Origin of the sequence: Mycobacterium cookii (assembly GCF_010727945.1) — a bacterium.
Classification (GTDB): domain Bacteria; phylum Actinomycetota; class Actinomycetes; order Mycobacteriales; family Mycobacteriaceae; genus Mycobacterium; species Mycobacterium cookii.
Window position 1 is genome coordinate 1,371,671 of record NZ_AP022569.1, and the last position, 15,971, is coordinate 1,387,641.

At 63.5% G+C, this 15,971-nt stretch carries 17 protein-coding genes and 1 pseudogene; 3 read left to right on the forward strand and 15 right to left on the reverse strand.

The genetic code is table 11. The features are described 5' to 3' along the window. Positions 1–54: 54 nt before the first annotated feature. The gene (locus G6N27_RS06650; protein WP_163781455.1) at positions 55–699 is read right to left on the reverse strand and encodes a GntR family transcriptional regulator; all 645 of its coding nucleotides are present in this window, start codon (positions 697–699) and stop codon (positions 55–57) included. A 100-nt stretch (positions 700–799) separates the two neighbouring features. On the opposite strand from G6N27_RS06650, the gene G6N27_RS06655 reads away from it, so the two are divergent. Continuing rightward, positions 800–1,516: an enoyl-CoA hydratase/isomerase family protein gene (locus G6N27_RS06655; protein WP_163775623.1), complete on the forward strand. Its 717-nt coding sequence runs from the start codon at positions 800–802 to the stop codon at positions 1,514–1,516. A gap of 1 nt (position 1,517) precedes the next feature. Here the strand turns inward: G6N27_RS06655 and meaB are convergent, their stop codons facing one another. The 5 genes from meaB to G6N27_RS06680 all read right to left on the reverse strand — a co-directional run bounded on the left by meaB (position 1,518) and on the right by G6N27_RS06680 (position 6,903). Further along, a complete protein-coding gene (gene meaB, locus G6N27_RS06660) occupies positions 1,518–2,402 on the reverse strand; it encodes a methylmalonyl Co-A mutase-associated GTPase MeaB (protein ID WP_163775624.1) in 885 nt (294 codons plus the stop codon). Then, positions 2,399–3,448 carry a CaiB/BaiF CoA transferase family protein gene (locus tag G6N27_RS06665; RefSeq protein WP_163775625.1) on the reverse strand — a complete coding sequence of 350 codons (1,050 nt, stop codon included), beginning with the start codon at positions 3,446–3,448 and terminating at the stop codon, positions 2,399–2,401. Before G6N27_RS06665 ends, meaB begins: the two co-directional genes overlap by 4 nt. Then, positions 3,448–3,849 carry a cobalamin B12-binding domain-containing protein gene (locus G6N27_RS06670; RefSeq protein WP_163775626.1) on the reverse strand — a complete coding sequence of 134 codons (402 nt, stop codon included), beginning with the start codon at positions 3,847–3,849 and terminating at the stop codon, positions 3,448–3,450. The genes G6N27_RS06665 and G6N27_RS06670 overlap by 1 nt, the downstream gene beginning before the upstream one ends. Next, on the reverse strand, positions 3,849–5,426 hold the full coding sequence (locus G6N27_RS06675) for a methylmalonyl-CoA mutase family protein (RefSeq protein ID WP_163775627.1): 1,578 nt from the start codon (positions 5,424–5,426) through the stop codon (positions 3,849–3,851). Before G6N27_RS06675 ends, G6N27_RS06670 begins: the two co-directional genes overlap by 1 nt. 184 nt (positions 5,427–5,610) lie before the next feature. Further along, positions 5,611–6,903 carry a lipase family protein gene (locus tag G6N27_RS06680; RefSeq protein WP_163775628.1) on the reverse strand — a complete coding sequence of 431 codons (1,293 nt, stop codon included), beginning with the start codon at positions 6,901–6,903 and terminating at the stop codon, positions 5,611–5,613. Between the two features lie 475 nt (positions 6,904–7,378). Here G6N27_RS06680 and G6N27_RS06685 point away from each other — a divergent pair, with 475 nt between their 5' ends. Both G6N27_RS06685 and G6N27_RS06690 read left to right on the forward strand, forming a co-directional pair. Further along, complete coding sequence (locus tag G6N27_RS06685; protein WP_232064904.1) at positions 7,379–7,801, forward strand: DUF732 domain-containing protein; 423 nt, start codon at positions 7,379–7,381, stop codon at positions 7,799–7,801. A gap of 261 nt (positions 7,802–8,062) precedes the next feature. After that, entirely contained in the window at positions 8,063–9,142 is a 1,080-nt protein-coding gene (locus tag G6N27_RS06690) for a zinc-binding metallopeptidase family protein (protein WP_163775629.1), read from the forward strand. Between the two features lie 301 nt (positions 9,143–9,443). Here the strand turns inward: G6N27_RS06690 and G6N27_RS06695 are convergent, their stop codons facing one another. The 9 genes and pseudogenes from G6N27_RS06695 to G6N27_RS06730 all read right to left on the reverse strand — a co-directional run bounded on the left by G6N27_RS06695 (position 9,444) and on the right by G6N27_RS06730 (position 15,887). Continuing rightward, positions 9,444–10,079 carry a hypothetical protein gene (locus tag G6N27_RS06695; protein WP_163775630.1) on the reverse strand — a complete coding sequence of 212 codons (636 nt, stop codon included), beginning with the start codon at positions 10,077–10,079 and terminating at the stop codon, positions 9,444–9,446. 12 nt (positions 10,080–10,091) lie between these two features. Further along, on the reverse strand, positions 10,092–10,820 hold the full coding sequence (locus G6N27_RS06700) for a hypothetical protein (protein WP_163775631.1): 729 nt from the start codon (positions 10,818–10,820) through the stop codon (positions 10,092–10,094). 3 nt (positions 10,821–10,823) lie between these two features. Continuing rightward, a complete protein-coding gene (locus tag G6N27_RS06705) occupies positions 10,824–11,735 on the reverse strand; it encodes an NAD(P)H-binding protein (protein ID WP_163775632.1) in 912 nt (303 codons plus the stop codon). Between the two features lie 9 nt (positions 11,736–11,744). Then, positions 11,745–12,137: a hypothetical protein gene (locus G6N27_RS06710; protein ID WP_163775633.1), complete on the reverse strand. Its 393-nt coding sequence runs from the start codon at positions 12,135–12,137 to the stop codon at positions 11,745–11,747. Then, entirely contained in the window at positions 12,137–12,523 is a 387-nt protein-coding gene (locus G6N27_RS06715; protein ID WP_163775634.1) for a hypothetical protein, read from the reverse strand. Before G6N27_RS06715 ends, G6N27_RS06710 begins: the two co-directional genes overlap by 1 nt. Beyond that, complete coding sequence (locus tag G6N27_RS06720; RefSeq protein WP_163781459.1) at positions 12,520–13,536, reverse strand: nitrilase-related carbon-nitrogen hydrolase; 1,017 nt, start codon at positions 13,534–13,536, stop codon at positions 12,520–12,522. Before G6N27_RS06720 ends, G6N27_RS06715 begins: the two co-directional genes overlap by 4 nt. Before the next feature lie 266 nt (positions 13,537–13,802). After that, positions 13,803–14,822, reverse strand: coding sequence for a zinc-dependent alcohol dehydrogenase family protein (locus G6N27_RS06725; protein WP_163775635.1), 1,020 nt, complete (start codon positions 14,820–14,822; stop codon positions 13,803–13,805). Positions 14,823–14,937: 115 nt separating this feature from the next. Next, positions 14,938–15,078, reverse strand: a pseudogene (locus tag G6N27_RS25655) (NAD-dependent formate dehydrogenase); the annotation flags it as partial. Between the two features lie 5 nt (positions 15,079–15,083). After that, positions 15,084–15,887, reverse strand: a complete 804-nt coding sequence (locus G6N27_RS06730; protein WP_163775636.1) for a helix-turn-helix domain-containing protein — start codon at positions 15,885–15,887, stop codon at positions 15,084–15,086. Positions 15,888–15,971 lie beyond the last annotated feature (84 nt).

Genomic DNA, 15,971 nt, shown 5'->3' on the forward strand with positions numbered 1-15,971 from the left:
TGATGCGCTAACAGGTACGCGTCCGTGACGAATTCGCAACCGACACGGCGCTGGTCAGCGTTGGTCAAGCCAGGATGCCAGCGACCGGCCGGCTTCCAGTACATGGCTTTCGGCGACCGAGCGAGCCCGTGCGTCGTCGTGATCGGCGATCGCCTCGATCAGTTCGTCGTGCTCATCGAGGGAGTGCTTCTCGTGTTCGGGGAAGAGGGTCAGGAAGTTGGTGGGGACCATGCGGGCGGCCAGCGTGAGTTGGGCGAGTAGCCGTCGGGAATGGGCCGCGCGGTGAATCTCTTGGTGGAAGCGCCAATTGGCTTCGCCGATGCTGTCGTCACCCGACCGCGCGGCGACCTCGGCGGCGAGCTCGCGTAATGAAGCGAGCTCCTGTGGAGTCGCGCGCTGCGCTGCCCAGGCAGCGGCCTGTCCGGTCAGGACGCCCAGAATGGTGAAGCTGTCCATCACGTCGGTGGAGCTGACGCCGATAACGGTGATTCCGCTGCGCGGCGCAACATGCACGAGGCCTTCGAAGGACAGTTCCAGGAGGGCCTCACGCACCGGCGTGCGACTCGTGGCGAACTCCTCAGTGATGGCATCGAGGTCAACGCGCGTGCCGGCGGGCAGTGCTCCGGTCAAGATGCGGTCGCGCAACTCGCGCACGGCGCGTTCTCGCACGGTGCCCGAAATATTGACATCCCTTGGCATGAGGGAACGGTAGCTGGCGGACGCATGCCACATTTGAAATCTGATATAAACGACTCCTAGCAGGCGAAACGGCATGCGCCCACCTTGATGGAGAACGCGAGTGGTTGATCTAGAGCTCGATCAAGGGTTGGCGGTCATCACGATCAACCGCCCTCACGCTCGTAACGCGATCGCGCCCGAAACCATGGACCAGCTTGGCCAGGCCATAGCCGGTGCTAAGGGCGCGCTGTGCCTGGTCATTCGGGGCGAGGGAGACAAGGCGTTCGTTTCCGGCGGCGACCTCAAAGAGCTCAGTACGTTGCGCACCGAAGAGCAGGCGGCAGCCATGGCGTGGCGGATGCGGTCGCTCTGTGACGACCTCGCGAACTTCCCCGCCCCCGTCGTCGCCGCGTTGAACGGCCACGCGTTCGGGGGCGGAGCGGAGGTCGCGGTCGCCGCCGACATACGGGTGGCCGCCGACGACATCAAGATCGGGTTCAACCAGGTGTCACTCGAGATCATGCCCGCTTGGGGTGGCGCGGAGCGGCTCGCGGCCATCGTCGGCCGCGGCCGCGCGCTGATGCTCGCGGGCTCTGGAGCCGTTCTCACCGCCGATCAAGCCGAAAAGGTCGGGCTGGTGGATCGCGTGCTGCCGAGGGCAACGTTCGAAACCGAATGGCGCTCCTTTGCGCGGGCGCTGGCGAATCGGCCTGCCGGCCACATCAAGCGCGTCATGTCGGGCGTGCCGGCCAGTGACGCCGTCGCCGCTTTCGCCTCGCTATGGGTATCTGATGAGCATTGGGCCGCGGCGGACCGGGTGATGAATCGCAGCCGATGAGCTAGTCGGGTTTATCGGTGGTGGCCGACTGGATCAGCAGCTGACCGGCGGCGGTATACGGATCGCATCGACCGTCAGCGACGGCAGCGGCCAAACCGGCGAGTTCCGGGTGCGAGTGGAGGCGGGTTTGAGCCAGCGAGAGGATCTGCGCCCGGGCGCGCGATGCCCGTCGGGCCGGCGTGTCAGCGCGGTGGTGGGCGTCGATCGCGTCCATCAACTCGGTAACGCCCTCGGAGCGCGCTGCGACGAGAGTGAGGACCGGGGCCGACGTCTCGGCCTGCAGATCGCGAGCGGTTTGCTTCGCGCCTTCTCGGTCGGCCTTGTTGACGACCACGATGTCAGCGACTTCGAGCAGGCCTGCCTTGGCGGCTTGTACTGCGTCACCCGCACCGGGATTGAGGATGACGATGGTGGGATCGGCGACGGCGGCGATCTCGATCTCCGACTGACCGACACCGACCGTTTCCAACACGATCAGGTCGTAGGACAGCGCTGCGAGCAATCGGATGGCTGCGGGCACCGCGGCGGCGAGACCGCCGAGGTGACCGCGGGTTGCGATCGAGCGGATGAACACATCGGGGTCGTCGATGTGGGCGGCCATCCGGATGCGATCGCCGAGGATGGCACCGCCGCTGTAAGGCGATGAGGGGTCCACCGCGAGGACCGCGACCCGCATCCCTCGTTCCCGGTAGGCGCCAACCAGCGCGGCTATCGTCGTCGACTTTCCCGCGCCCGGAGGACCGGTAATGCCGACAACGCTGGCAGAGGCTGGTTCCAGGGCTGCCAGCACCTCGTCGCGACGATCGCCCTCGATCAGGCTCAGTAGGCGACCCGTCGCTCGGGTAGAGCCGCTCTGAGATGCCTGGATCAGATCCGCGACATTCATAGGACTCCGAGATTAGCTCCGCCGTGCTCGTCGAGACGCGGTGGTGCGCCGTAATCGGGTTCATACCCGGCGATCTGAATTGGGCTTCGGATCAACCGAAATGCGCCCGCGTCGACAATCACCTCCGGGTTGGCGGCGAGTGCTTCGGGCAGCGTTCGAACCGCAGCGACGGGTACGCCCAATGGACGCAGCCGCGATTCCCAACTGGCGGCGGTGTCGGTAGCCAGAGCGCCGACGACCAACGCGAGCACCTCGTCGCGCCGTTCGGCCCGCTCCTTCATTGTCGCCGGCCCCACGATGTCGGCCTCCGCGGCAAATAGCCGCCAGAACTTGTCGTGCGTGATGAACAGCGCCAGGTATCCGTCTGCAGTTGGAAAGAGTTGCGCCGGAACATAATACGAGTGGGCACCCATCGGTAACCGTCGCGGCTCGACGCCGTCGTTGAGGTAGGAGGACGCGCGATAGTTCAGCTGGGAAAGCATCACATCGCGCAGTGATACCTCGACCTGGCCCCCGCGGCCGGAGACTATCTGGGCCAGCAGCCCAAGGGCAGCAGTAAGTCCGGCGGAATTGTCGGCCGCGGAGTATCCCGGCAAGGTCGGTGGTCCGAGCGGATCGCCGGTCAGCGCGGCGACGCCGGTGGTCGCCTGGATGACGTAGTCGAATGCCGGATCGTCACCCGCTTCCAAACCAAAACCGGTGAGCGCCAAGCACACAATCCGGTCGTTCCACCGCCGCAGCGCGTCGTAGGTGAGGCCGTATCGGTGGATGGCGGATGGCTTCAAATTCGCCAGCAGCGCATGGGATTCGGCAACGAGTTCACCGAGTTCGCGCTGGCCGGCCTCGGATGTCAGGTCGACGCAGATGCTGCGCTTGCCGCGGTTGAGGCTGGCGAAATACGAATCCCCGACCTGCCGCGAGATGTCGCCATCCGGCGGTTCGATCTTGATGACCTCGGCGCCGAGATCGGCCAGCATCATGGTGGCGTACGGCCCCGCCAGCATGTGGCCGATCTCGAGGATCCGGATGCCGGCGAGAGGACCCATCAGTCGTCTCCCCCGCCGTCCGTCAGGGCGTGTACGTCGCGGACGAGGGTATCCAGTGGCGTACCCGTCGGAAACACCGCTGCCGCACCGGCATCCAGCAACTTCTGCACGTCGGCTTGCGGGATGGTACCGCCGACGACCACCGCGATGTCGCCGGCATCCGCGGCTCGCAGCGCGTCGACGGTGCGGGCGGTCAGGGCCACATGGGCACCCGACAGGATCGACAGCCCGACCAGCTTGACGTCCTCCTGCAGAGCGATCGAAACGATGTCCTCGATGCGCTGGCGAATACCGGTGTAGATCACCTCGAATCCGGCGTCGCGCAGTGTGCGCGCGACGATTTTCGCGCCGCGGTCGTGTCCGTCCAAACCGGGTTTCGCCACCAGGACGCGAGCCCCCATCAGAACACCACCGGCTGCTGGAATTCGCCCCACACCGCTTTGAGCGTGGTCACCAATTCTCCGACGGAGCAGTACGCATTGGCACAGTCGATGAGTCGTGGCATCAGGTTGTCGGTTCCCTCGGCCGAACGCGAAAGTGCGGCAAGGGTTTCCTTGACGGCGATCGGGTCACGCTCGGCTTTGATCTTCGCCAGCCGCTTCAGTTGCAGATCGCGGCCTTCGGCGTTCAGCTCGTAGGTGTCGATGTCAGGCGCCGGCTCGTCGGTGACGAACTTGTTGACGCCGACCACGGGGCGTTCGCCCGACTCGACCTCTTGGTGAATCTTGAAGGCTTCGTCGGCGATCAGCCCCTGCAGGTAACCGTCCTCGATGCAACGCACCATGCCGCCGTGCTTTTCGAGGTCGTCCATGATTTCGATGATCTTGGCCTCGGTGGCATCGGTCAGTGCCTCGACGAAGTAGGAGCCGCCGAGCGGATCGGCGACCTTGGCCACTCCGGTTTCGTAGGCGAGGATCTGCTGAGTGCGCAGCGCCAGCGTCGCGGATTCTTCGCTGGGCAGGGCGAACGGCTCGTCCCACGCCGCGGTGAACATCGACTGGACGCCGCCGAGCACGGCGGCCAGCGCCTCATAGGCGACGCGCACCAGGTTGTTCTGCGCCTGAGGCGCATACAGCGACGCACCGCCCGCGACGCAGCCGAAGCGGAACATCGACGCCTTGTCGGTGGTGGCGCCGTAGCGCTCGCGCACGATGGTCGCCCAGCGGCGGCGGCCTGCCCGGTACTTCGCGATTTCCTCGAAGAAGTCGCCGTGGGTATAGAAGAAGAACGAAATCTGCGGCGCGAACTTGTCGATGGTCATCCGACCGCGTTCGACGACGGTGTCGCAGTAGGTGACGCCGTCGGCCAGGGTGAAGGCCATCTCCTGGACGGCGTTGGCGCCGGCGTCGCGAAAATGGGCGCCCGCCACCGAGATTGCGTTGAACCTCGGCACCTCGGCTGCGCAGAACTCGATGGTGTCCGCGATCAGCCGCAGTGACGGCTCCGGCGGCCAGATCCAGGTACCGCGCGACGCGTATTCCTTGAGGATGTCGTTTTGGATTGTGCCGGTGAGCTTTTCGCGGGGCACGCCCGTCTTCTCCGCAGCGGCGACGTAGAACGCCAGCAGGATGGCCGCGGTGCCGTTGATGGTGAAGCTGGTGCTGATCTTGTCCAGCGGGATGCCGTCGAAAAGTAACTCGGCGTCGGCGAGCGTGTCGATGGCGACACCGACGCGGCCGACCTCCTCGCCGTACTCCGCGTCATCAGAGTCGTAGCCGCACTGGGTCGGCAGATCCAGCGCGACCGAGAGCCCGGTGCCGCCCTGGCCCAACAGGTAGCGGTACCGCTTGTTTGACTCCTCGGCGGTGCCGAATCCCGAGTACTGGCGGAACGTCCATGTTTTGCCCCGGTAGCCGGACGCGAAGTTGCCGCGGGTGAACGGGTACTCCCCGGGCGGCGGCGGATCCGTCGCGCAGTCACCGGGTCCGTACACGGTTGCCAACGGAATGCCCGACGGGGTCTGCACGTCGTCGCTCATCGGGGCTGGCCGCGCTGGTAGACGTCTGTTTCTGGATTGCACCGCAGGTTAGAGTCGCGGCCACACTCAAGCGTCATGATCCTCGATCAACTTCGTCAAAGTTGGATGCTGCCGATACAAAATTCGGTCGGTTTGTAATTGTAAGTTACCGCGACGGCAGGGACGCGTACGGCCGCGTGAGTTGCTATGGAAACGGAATCGGCTCGAGCGGGTTGCCTGGTGCGATCGACGAACAGTTCTGAGGCGCAGGCAGTCCCTCGAAGCGCTGCCGGATCCAGGCGATCGCGTTCGGCAACCAGGGCACGAGGCTCGCGATGTGGCCGAGCAAGTCGTACTGCTCGTAGTGGACCTTCGTGCCCTTGGCGCAGTATTCGCGGGCCAGCGTGCGCACATCGCCGGCGATCATCACGCCGTCGCCGGCGCCGATGCCCGCCTTGTTTCCCGGCGTGCCCTCAAGCACACCGTTGGCGCCCTGGCCGATGAACAACGGGATGCTCGGCGTACCGCGCGTGCCCATGATCAGCTGGTTGGCGTGCTTGACGTATAGCGGCAGACTCTCAGGAGTCGGGTACCCGGGGATGATTAGCTTCTGCCAGGTCAGACCCCGGTAGCGGCCCAGGACATCGACGATGGATGTGGTCTGCAATTCGTTGAAGACCGTGACGCCGACGGGAGTCAGATACGGCGTGAAATCGACTCCGAACGCGCGGCCGATGCCGATGAGTGCCATCGGCATGACGCCGGCCCAAAACCAGGTGCCCTCGATGTAGTGCAGGTTATGTGCCGGGTCGACGAGCACCCCGCCCATCGCCGCGCCGACCATGCGCGCGTTGACGTCAGGCGCATACGCTGGGGCGAGTTCAGCGGCCCACTCGGTGGCGATCGCACCACCGGAATATCCGAGCAGCGCAACCTTGGCATCGTCCGGGAGCCCCACCGTCGACAACGGTGAAAACACGGCGCGGATCGAGTCGAGCGTGTTCATTCCGTACTCGGGTCCGGCGGCGAAGTCGGCCCGCTGACCCTCGGTGTCGGGAACGACGACCGTGTACCCGTCGGCCAGGAACGGAGCGAAGACCGCCAGCTCGACGTTGGGGACGAGTCCGCCTAGCGTGAGTCCGCCCGAGATCGCATACGACGGCTCGTCATTGCGGTTCAGCGAGTCATAGGCGGACTGGTACGAGATCACCTTGGTCTTGTCGTCCTGGTCAGGCGGCTGAATGGCCGACGTGACGTTGGCGGTCGGTCTGCCGGTCTGGCTGGTAGACCGGTAGAGCAGCTGTGTGGCCCTGAGCCATGTCGGCACGCCGAAAGCGCGGTAGGCAAAGCTGCGTGTCTTCAACACCGTTCCGGGCAGGATTTTCTCCAGGCTGCCGGTGTACTCGTAGAACGGATCATCCTTCGGCTGCGGCACCGTGATGCCGGGCTCGCGGCCCGGCTCGGGATGCCAGCCTGCTGGCTGCGGTGGTTCAGTCATCACTCCCCCTTGATCGGTGGGCACCATGTTGCCCTCCGCTGGGACCCACCAACAACGACTTCGACATTCCACCCCCTGGATCGCCATAATTCCGACCAGGCGCTCCCAAAAGTCGGCACCCATCAGCCTGAAAATATGCAGCTCTTGTGGGGCGGGCGGGGCGCGAACCCGCCACCAACGGATTACCAATCCTCAGATCCTGAGAGCTCTTGTTATTGCCCGTTTCTATTGTGCGACAACCGGATTAACTGTCTCGAATACCTGATAGAAACCGAGCAATTCCAGGTTGTCTCCAGGTCATTGACGGTGAATGAACGGTGGCCGCAGGTGACGAGGTGCGCGCCGCCACGCGCCGCGGATTCACCAACCACATAAGCGAAACGCTCCGACGCCGCGAGATCGCGATGTCACACATGGCCGCCTTCACTGCGAAACCACCGAGATGGCGCCCGGTGACGGCGTAAATTCGGTCGCCATGGAAGACGACACCGGGCGTGTCGACGAGACGAGACCGGAAAGGCGCCACATGTCCTCACCTAGCTGGCTGGCCGCACTCACCATCCCGATAATCGCTAGCGCCGCCCTGGTTTCCAGTGCTGCGGTTGCAAGTGCCAATCCGACTGATGACGCATACCTCAATCAACTACGGGGCGCCGGTCTCACGTGGCCGGCCGGCGACGAGGATGCGCTCATCGGGATGGCGTACCTCATCTGCAACGATCTCGAATCGAATTGGACGCCACAACATATTGCCACCAGCATCCACGCCAACATGGACCCGGACAACATACGTGTGCACGATGTCGGAGCCATGGTCAATATCGCGCATGCGACCTATTGCCCCAACGCTGGGTACAACGCCGGCGCCGGCGGCGGCGGCGGTGGCGGCGGCGGCTAGACCAAGTGGGCAGATACTCGGCGCGTCGGCCGGTATCTTCGCCGTCGATGCCGTCGTCTCGCCCAGAACGCCATGGTACGGATCGCTACCAGCGCAGCCCAGAAGTCAGCCACCGGGCCGCGCATTCGCAGGACGAAGCGCTAAAGGCTGCTGCGAGTAGTTTCGGTCGAGTTGTGACATTCGGTGACATCGAGACACCCACCGTCGCGATACCGGCTGAAACGATGCGGCCGGCCGGCGCGGACTGCCACGATATAATCCGTGCGCGCGTTCGCCTGCCCCGCCTGCCATGGCTTCGTCCCATTCGAGTCTCGGCGCTGTCCGAATTGCTTGGCAGAATTTGGATTGCATGTTCCTAGCCGCACTATGGTCGCCACCTCGTCGGGCGCCGCGGTTATCGACGGCGAGATCTGGATTGCATGCACAAAGGCGGCCAGCCTCGGCTGCAACTGGTTGGTGCCTCAAGAACAGGAACTGGGCGGCCAGCAGGGACGCTGTCTGGCTGATTCCTTGATCCGCCGTGAGCCCGATGCCGACGACACCGTCGCGGTGGAAAAGCTGGTGTCCACCGGGATCGCTTTGCGACGGTTGATTTGTCAGCTCATTGATATCGGCTTGCCGGTCGACCCGTTCTGGCAGAAAGACGGAGGGCTCGCCTTTGATTTGCTGTCCAGTTACAGCGGCGGCGGACGTGTGGTGATTGGGCACGCCGGCGGAGTAATCACGATCGATCTGGTCGAATCGCTGGACGCCTATCGTGAGTCGCTTCGGGTTCACCTCGGGGAGCCCTACCGCACGATGCTGGGCCATTTCCGCCACGAGGTCGGCCATTATTACCAGAACATTCTCGTAGAAAGCGATCCCGGAGCGACGCGCTATCTTGACGAGTGCCGCGAGATCTTCGGCGATGAGCGCGCCGATTATCAAGGCGAGATCGCGCGACATTACAAATTCGGTGCGCCGGCGAACTGGGATGATTTCTACATCTCCGAGTACGCGACGATGCACCCCTGGGAGGACTTTGCGGAGTGCTTCGCCCACTATCTGCACATCACCGGCACTATCGACACCGCTCGAGAGTCTGGACTGATCTTGCATGCCGACAGAGTCCGTTTCTCGGTCCACGGGGACGTCGTTCCGCTCCTGAGCTACGAGGACGCCCCGATCGAGCAGCTGCTCGAGGACTGGAAGTGGTTGTCGCTCTGCTTCAATCGGGTGAACACAGCGATGGGCAAGAATCCGCTTTACCCATTCGACATCCCGCAGGCGGTAGTCCGAAAGCTGGCGTTCGTACACAAAGTGATCCGCGAAACGGCTCGCACAGCGACCGCTGTTCACTAATACCCGGTCTAGCAAGGCGTGCCGTTTTTCAGGTTGTGGGGCGGGCGGGGCTCGAACCCGCGACCAACGGATTATGAGTCCCTACCGGAAGCCCTCAGCGACAGGTGGCGGGTAGCAGAACTCCGATGAAAGCGATCTACAGGAGCCACAGCACACAAATTGATCGGCGACCACATGCGACAGCTTCTGCACACCGGCTGAAGCTATGGGGTTCGAGCCTCCTTGGCTCGGTAGTCGTACCGCAGCCGCAGGGGCGCGGCGAGGGGCGAGGCGTACGCGCGAAACCTCCGACGGTTCGCGGTTAGTGTTCTGTCGGCGCGCCATATCGCATCGTCCAGACGGGTGCCTGGCCGGGCGTGTACTCATTGCCCGCCCAGGGCGTGCCGCTGACATGCAGATATGCATAGGGCGTGCCGTCGAACATCACCCAGGCGCCGGCATCACGCACGTTGTTCGGGAGGCCATCATGCGCCGCGCTGTAGGGCCAAAGGATCATCCAGTGCGGGCCGATCGGAATGGCGGGGCTGGTCTTGTCGAACGGGTCGGTATTGCTGTGTTGTGTTGCACCGCAGAGCATGTAGATGATTCCGGGGGCAGTGTTGGTCGGAGCCGGCTTGCTCGCCATGATGTCTAGCATCCATTGCAGCCCCATGGGATCCGCGCACATGGGCACGTCGCCGATCTTGTTCTCATCACCGGGGAAACACACCCACTGGTTGGTTCCCTGGCGTAGCACAACAGGATTGCCGTGCCCATCCATCTCTGCGATCGTGGCGTCGCGGGTGATGTGCAGTGGACCCGACGACATCGCGCGCGATATTTTGGCGGCGAGTATCTGTTCGTCCCTGGATGCCGCGTGGAGTTCTCCGGCGTGCAACGCCGTGATCGCGCTGTTGCTATAGCTTCCCGATGCTCCATGCGGTTCGATGTGGGCCATGATGCGCTCCTCTCAAATGTTGTTTCGGCGCAGGGTGATCTGACTCATGTCGATCGCGATCAGCAGCGGCTCCGGGACCAGCTGGTAGTCGCCCTCCCAGCCGTAGACCCGCCGCTTGGTGGGGATGATGATCCCGTCGACGTCGCGATAGTCGCTGGCGTAGTTCAACCCGGCTGCGCCACCCAGGATGTCGACCGTGTAGTCCTGACGGCGCAGCAGCCCGTCCGGGCCAAAGCAGAAGATCTGTTCGCGGGTATGGCTTTTGATGTGATCGGGAAACATCACCCTTAGCCGCCGGCACGGTTCACCGTCGACCTCGATGGGGCTGATCTCGTCGGTGACGAATCCGGGCCAGGTGAAGACGAATGGCGTGTTCAGATACGTCCAGAGCGCCTCCCCGCTGAAGTAGGCGACGTGCAGGTCGTCCCACGGGGTGGCGAGCACGTGCCCGTCAAACGACCGCTCCGGGTCCGCACGTGACTGCACGGTCATGCCGTCAGCGCGTTGCATCGCGACGCGGGAGGGCTCGAAGATCGAGCGCTTGTCTTGACCGACGAAGTCCATCGTCAGCAGCTCGCGCGTGGTGTCGACCTGGAAGCGGACGTCCTTGAGCTCATCGCCTTTGCCCTTGACGAACCAGGTCGCCCCGGTGATCGACGCGGCGACGTTGACCGATGTGACACTGTTCCACCGGTCCATGCCGCCGTGCGCCGCGACCACCTCGGCGAGCAGATCGCCCATTACCTATGAGAACAGGTCTGGATGTTCGGCGACGTATTCGCCAACCGTGGAAGCCTGCTGCCCCGTGAGCTTTTCGACGTCATCGGTGGCTCGGTCGTAGCGTCCGGCCCGGTGCAGGAGCGCCATCGTGGTGAGGTGCTGCTGCAGGTGCTCGGGCAGGCCGAGCGGTTTGAGGACTTCCTGGACCCAGGTCTCATGCGGAATGTCGGAACCTTGTATCGGCCGGTGCAGTCCCCGTGCGTATTCGGCTGCCAGCCGGTCGATGTCCAGGCTGGTGGGCCCGGTCAACTCGTAGATGTTCCCGATACGGTCGGCGGGGTCGACGAGCACTGCCGCGACCGCGCGGGCCACGTCGCTGGCGGCAATCGGCGAGGTTCGGCCGGTTCCGAAGGGCAGCACCAACAGGTTTCGATCCCGCAGCGACGGCGCGGCGAACCAGGTAAAGATCGGATTGTCCAAAAACGCCGTCGGTCTGATGTGCACCACCGGTATTCCCGACCAGTTCAAGACGTGCTCGGCGAGGTAGTGCAGCCGATGTTGGTGCGACTCCCCCTCGCTGGTCAGCGTCATCTGCGACACCGTCATCTGAGACATGTTCGCGACCACCTCCAGGTGGCCGTATTCCAGTGCGGCATCGCAGATTACGGCTGTCGCCGTCAGGTAGTCCGGCGAAACGCTCATCGAAAAGAACATGCGATCGACGCGGGCCATGGCGTTGACGACATCTCGCGGTTCGGTCAAGTCCCCGACGACCACTTCAGCGCCGAGTTCGCGCAGCGGATCGGCACGAGCATCGTCGTGATGGACCAACGCGCGCACGCGGTTTCCACCCGCGCGCAGTTGCTCGATCACTTGTCTGCTGACCCCACCGGTGCCCCCACCCGCGCCGGTGATCAGATACAAGGGCGTACTCATGCTCGCTCCTTAGGGTGTGCCTTCCCAGTGTTTGGCAAGAGGGGTGCCGGCGAATCTCTCGAGCATCGCGCGGGACATCTCCAGCACAGAACTGCGCGGCCGGTGATTGACCACTAGTCGCTGGGCCTTCCCGTCGGCATTGAAGACAACCAGAACGATGACGCGCAGCGGCACACCGCGAACCGATGACGTGTAGTCCTCAAGGAAGCTGTTGTCCCCGCATCGCCCGGCGTAGTGGAACTCTTGAAACTCGTAGATCTCTTTGGCGGCGACCACGACTTCATGGACGGCCGCAGCGCCCTGGATGGCGCCGTCCCACGCCGGCCCCTCCCCCGTCACGTCGTCGGCCAGATTGCCCAACCACGCCGGGTAATAAGGCGTTCCCAGATATGTCGATGCCATTACGGGGTGCCTTTCCAATGCTTGGCGTGCGGGGTGTCGGCGAAGGTTTCGAGCATCACGCGGGAAAAGTTCAACATCGCGCTGCGGGGCCGGTGGTTCACCACCACGTGCTGGGTCTGCCCGTCGGTGTTGAAGGTGACCAGCACGACGACGTAGGTCGGCACCCCGCGAACCGAGCTCGAATAGTCCTCGACGTAACCGCTTTCGCCGCAGGGACCGGCGTAGGTGAACTCTTGGTGCTCGTACTGTTCGCGAGCTTTGCCCAAGATGAAGCGGACAGCCTCGGCGCCGTGCGCGGTGCCGTCCATCGCCGCGGCCTCGAGGGTGACGTCGTCGGCCAGGTTGTCCAACCAGATTGGGTAGTAAGGCTTTCCCATGTACGTCATACGACGCCTCCGTCAACCGACGTCGTCACCGGATCAGTGAGTAACATCGCGCTCTCCTGAGGGTCAGGCACGATAGACGATCCTGGAAACCGTCGATGGATGTAGGCACTGGGCGTGTGATCGATGAGGAGACTTAGCAATTCGGGCCGGCTGTAGTGTCCGACGGAGTCCATGAAGGCCTTGCGTTTGTCGATCAACGTAAAGTCCAGATCCCCGATCACCTCGCCTTGACCAGAACGCAGGGGCTCACCGAGCGGCTCACCTTGCGGTGTGATGATCGCGGTGAAGCAGCCACCCGAGATCGGCCCTATCGGGCAACCCGTGTCCGCCATGAGCTGCGCCTGCTGATCGGGATCGAGCCAGGCGGTTGCCACGACCACGAAGACACCCGATTCGAGCGCATGGTTGCGTACCTGGACTTCGGCCTGCCGGGCAAACAGGTCGCCGAAAATGGATCCCGGGAACATCGCCGAATGAATTTGCTCGCCGTCGGCGATCAGCGCGTAGCGGGCCAGCGGGTTGTAGTGCTCCCAACAGGCCAGCTGGCCGATGCGACCCACGGCGCTGTCGACGGCTCGAAGTCCGCTGCCATCGCCTTGGCCCCAGATGATGCGTTCGTGATAGGTCGGAGTGATCTTTCGGCGACGCTGGATCAGCGCTCCGTCCGCATCGAAAAGCAGCTGGGTGTTGAACAGTGAGCCGCCGTCGCGCTCGTTCACGCCGATGGAGACCACCATTCCGGCGCGGCTTGCGGCGTCGGCGATTGCCTGTGTCGCCGGCGATGGCACGGTGACGGCCTCTTGCATGAGCCGTATTTGCTCGGGCAGCATTTGGTACGGGGGCTGCACAAACGAAAAATACGGATAATTGGGAACGACAGTCTCCGGAAAAGTCGCGAATTGCACGCCACGCGTTGCCAGTTCGTCGATCTTCGCAACGACGCGCTCGATGGTCCCGTCACGGCTGTACAGCTCAGGACGCAGCTGGACTGCCGCTGCCCGGATTGTGGTCACCGCGCCCATCCTCTCCTCGAATTGCGTTCTACTGGCAGGCAGGACGGCGTGCCTTCAGCGGCGTTCTGCGGGTTGGGTCGATCGCGACGACGGCCGAGGCTGGGTCGTCGGCAAGCAAATTCGGAGTTGATATGGCTACTGAAGCGGTGACCGATATCAACCCAGTTGATTGCGGGTGTCCAGATGGGCTCAGCGTACTGGTTGAACGACCACGGCAAAAGGAGAATTATTTGCTGAGTGGCGGGCGCGCGTTTTGCCTCGCGCTTTTACGTTCTGAACACCAGCAGCGGTTTGCCCCCGTGCGCGGGCGCTTCGGCCAAATAAACCGCCTCACTGAACTTTTCGACAGGGATCGGCTGCCCCTCAGCCACCCGTAGCGCACCGCTGTCGACGAGCTGAAGTGTCCGGTCGATCGTTGCGGCCATCCGATCCTTTGGGGTCTGGTTGAACCAGCGGAACAGCCAGAACCCCCGAACGGTCTTGGTTTCGTAGATCAGCGAGCGGGCGAAGATGGGGATGGTGAGTTTGTTGGGTTCGGTTTGCCGATGCGTGGACAACGCACCGAAGACCACCAACTCACCATCCGGTGCCAATGCGCGCGACACATCCGCGCCGACCTGACCGCTAACGCAGTCGATCGCCTTGGAGACTCCATCGGCGCCGGCGATCTCGGCCACCCGTTCGCGCAGGTCCTCGTCTTCGGTGCAGATCACCGCGGTGCCGCCCAGCGCGAGGATTTCCTCGACAGCCGAGCGACGACGGACCACGTTGAGAGTTTTGAAGCCGACGTGGGTTCCTAGTTGGATGACCGATTGGCCCACGATTGAGCCGGCTGCGGTCTGCAAAAGCCATTCACCCGGCCGAACATCGAGCTTTTCACTGGTCAAGATGACGGCGGTGAGCGGATTGCTGAGAATCTGGGCGGCGGTGGAATCGCTCATGCCCGCGGGTACAGGCAGCACTCGGTCGGCATCGGCAACGACGTGTTCCTGCCAGGTGCCCGTGACTCCGATTGTGATGACGCGCTGCCCGATGGTCAATCCCTGTGCACTGCTCCCGATTTCGTCGATCACACCAACGGATTCGATTCCGGGCACGGAGGGAAACTCCGGGGTAAATCCGTATCTGCCGCGGACGGTGTGTAGATCGCTGGCCTCAACCGGTGCAGCTGTTACCCGGATCCGGACCTGGCCGATGCCAGGCTCCGGAATTGGGCGGGCCTGTAGCTGCAGGACCTCGGACGGTTCGCCTACCTTCTCGGCAACGACAGACCGCATGGTTGCCATCCTGGCCCCTCCTTCGGGTCCACTGGATCGGAGCGGCCAGCTCCAATGCCATCACGGCGGCCGTGTTGAGATCTTCTGATTTGAGCACTCAGCAGGCGGCTGGCCTCAGGCGTTGAGCGTAATAGGCCGGCTCCAGCGCGGCCGGTGGGGCGTCAGGCAGTTCGCGCTCGAACTCCGAGTCCAGGCCATCTTAGTCCGAGGTCACCACCAGTTCGTAGCCACCCTCCTCGAGAAACTTCCGCAACCCCAGCGCCCCAGGGGTTATGAGGCTGCGAGTGCCTCGAGTGCTTTTGCCGAATCACTGCCCGGCTCGGGATAGTAAATGAATACCTGAGTGTCGGAGTCGGGAACGCTGAGCCTCGTGCGGCGAAGGTAGAGATCACCCGCCACCGGATGTCGCATGTGGAGGATGCCGGTGCGGTATCCAACATCTGCGCGTGCCCAGAGTTCGCGGAATCGGTCGCTGGCTGCCGAGAGTTCGTCGACCAGGGCGCGTAAGCGAGGATCACCCATATCGCCGGCCGCGGATTCCCGTAAGCCACTCACTGCGACCTCAGTTGCCTCGTCCCAGTCGACGAAAAAATCGCGAGCAACCGGTGCCAGCATCCGCCACCGCAAGAAGTTCTCGCCGGGGGCGAACCCTGGTGACAACGCGCGGGCGATCGCATTGGCGGCCAACACATCCTGGTATCGGTTGGTGACGATTGCTGGAAGCGAGATCTGGTCAATCAATTGGTCCAGACCGTCAGCCGCGGTCTCTGCAACAGGTCGAGGGCTATGCGCCGCCCGCAAGCCCGCAAGCCGATGCAGATGTTCGGTGGCTTTGATATCCAGTCGCAGCGCCCGGGCGAGCGCATCGAGCACCTGTATGGACGGGTGCTGGTCACGGCCTTGCTCGAGTCGCAGGTAGTAGTCGACGCTAATCCCGGCGAGCATCGCCAATTCCTCGCGGCGCAGTCCCGGGACGCGCCGGCGAGATCCGGAATCCAACCCGACATCCTCGGGGCGGATTTGTTCCCGGCGTGCGCGCAGAAAGTCACCCAGTGCGCTGGCAGTTGCCGACATTGCCCGATCTTAAGGCTGTCCCTCGTACTACCAGGATCAATAGGGCTTGCCTAGCGGGTTGCACGCAGGAATTCACGTTAGCGA